At 69.3% G+C, this 2,012-nt stretch carries 2 protein-coding genes; both read right to left on the bottom strand.

Annotated elements, in window-relative coordinates; all coding sequences use genetic code 11:
* Positions 1-26: 26 nt before the first annotated feature.
* Positions 27-1,175, bottom strand: coding sequence for a BatA domain-containing protein (locus JCM9942_RS14675; protein WP_054660572.1), 1,149 nt, complete (start codon positions 1,173-1,175; stop codon positions 27-29).
* The coding region (locus JCM9942_RS14670) for a DUF58 domain-containing protein (RefSeq protein WP_054660570.1) at positions 1,172-2,012 on the bottom strand (841 nt) is incomplete at its 5' end. The genes JCM9942_RS14675 and JCM9942_RS14670, both read right to left, overlap by 4 nt.

Here is a 2,012-nt window from a genome sequence, read left to right as displayed (position 1 = left end):
TGCGGCGCGCAGCAAAGTGGGGGCGTTCATGGCTGGCCCCGCCGGCGCGGCGCGCTGGCCAGCCAGCGCTCAAGCAGGAACAACAAGGCGATGGCCAACAGCAGCCAATGGCCCAGCTCGGTTGCGGGCTGCGGATAGGGCGTAGCACCGGTTTCCGGCGGTATCGTCGCGGCCGGGGCACGTTGCGGCGTGGGTGACGCCTGCAGTACCGAACGCAGCCCGGTGGGGAATTCGGCATCAAGCAGCACCGGCAGGCTTGCCGGCTGCAGTGGTGCTGCCCAGCGCAGCCATTGGCCGTGCGCCGTGCCAATCCGCTCCACGACCAGTACCCCGTTGGCGTCACGCCACAGCGGTGTGCGCTGGGCATCGGCAGGTACCGGTGTGCGTGCATCCACCAGCAGGCGGCCGCCGCGCTGCAGCCATGCGCTGGTGTCGGCGGGCAGCGGCTTGGCCGACAGCCAGACGCGTAGCGCGTTGTCGTCGCTGAAAGCGACCGTGTCATCCGCCGTCTGTGGCCTGGCGCCACGCCATGCGCTGGCGGCCGCATCGAGATAGCGCACGCCCGGCGTGCCAGCGTCGTCGTGACGGATCTGCAACTGCGGCGCAGCGACGGTCGTCGGCGTTTCCGTCGCGGCGGTCTGCTCCAGCACCTGCCACCGCACCGTGCGTGACAGCTGAGGACGTTGCGCGTCCAGCCCATCAAGCACCGATGGAACAACCACGGTGAGCGGGGCGCCGGCCGGCAGGCTGGCGTCCAGCTCGCGCAGCAGGCTGGACGGCGACTCCGAGTCCTGCGGAGCTGCGGTGTTGTCGATGGAGGGGAAGCCCGCTGCCAGCCACAACCACCGGGCATCGGCATGGCCAACGCTGCGTTGGGCGGCGGCAAGATCAACACCGGGCACTACCGCGATGCGCGGCCGGGTATCAGGCACACCGGTCAGTGCTGGCCGTGCCAACAGGACGGCCAGCAAGGCAAGCAGCAGCAAGCGCAGCACCAGCAGCGGCCATTCGTCGAAACGGATGCGGCGACGCGGGCGCGGCCTGGCCGACAGCCAGCGCAGCGCGGCGAAGTCGATGACGCGTTGCTCGCTGCGGCGGGCAAGATGGATCAGCAGCGGCAGCAACAGTGCCGCCAAGGCGATGAAGCCGGCTGGGAACAGCCACAGCAGGCTCATGCACCGCTCCCGGCACGGCGCCCGAACAGGCGCTGCAACGGTGCATCGATGGCTTCATCGAGATAGGCGGTGTCATGGCGGATGCCGGCGGCCTGCAGCCGTGCATCCAGCACGCGCTGTGCGTCCTTGAAGCGGGCGAGGTACTCGCCGCGTACCGTTGCGCCATCGCCCAGCAGCTCATCGCCGGTTTCCGGATCACGGAAACGGTGGCCGTCGCGGAACGGGAAATCACGCTCTTCCACCGTCAACAACTGCAGGTGGATCACATCGCGGCCGGCCCTGGCCAGGCGCTCGGCCAGCGCGATGCCGGCTTCGTCGAAACCGTCGCCGATCATCACCACCAGATCATTGCGGGCGATGCGCTCCCACAAGGGTGACAGCTTCAGTTGTGGCGGCCATTGCCCTGCAGCCTTCAATCCCTGCAGCTGCAGGTGCAGGCGGTCGCGTTGGCGCAGGCCGTTGCCGGCCGGCAGCAACTGCACGCCATCGCCGCCCAGTGCGATCAGGCCGAAGGCGTCCCCCTGCTGCATCGCCAGTTCGGCCACGCAGCCGGCCAGCGCCCTGGCCGCATCCAGCCGCTGCCAGTCCGGCCGCGTCTGGTCGGCCTGTGCCATCGAGGCACTGGCATCGAGCAGCAGCCAGACGGTGATCGGGCTTTCGCGCTCGGATTCGCGTACGAAGAAGCGGTCCGAGCGCGCATAGAGTTTCCAGTCGATCTGGCGCAGTTCATCGCCCGGTTCATAGGCGCGGTACTGCGCGAACTCCAAGCCGGCACCACGGCTGCGGCTGGCATGCGCGCCGATGCCACGGCTGCCGCTGGCCCGCTGCGGCCAAAGC

Origin of the sequence: Stenotrophomonas pictorum JCM 9942, assembly GCF_001310775.1 — a bacterium.
Lineage (GTDB): Bacteria > Pseudomonadota > Gammaproteobacteria > Xanthomonadales > Xanthomonadaceae > Stenotrophomonas > Stenotrophomonas pictorum.
Note: the sequence above shows the minus strand (reverse complement) of the source record. Positions and strands in the feature narration are given on the sequence as shown.

Excerpts from the sequence above, each read along its gene's own strand:
- JCM9942_RS14675 (WP_054660572.1), bottom strand. The coding sequence starts at position 1,175 with ATGAGCCTGCTGTGGCTGTTCCCAGCCGGCTTCATCGCCTTGGCGGCA.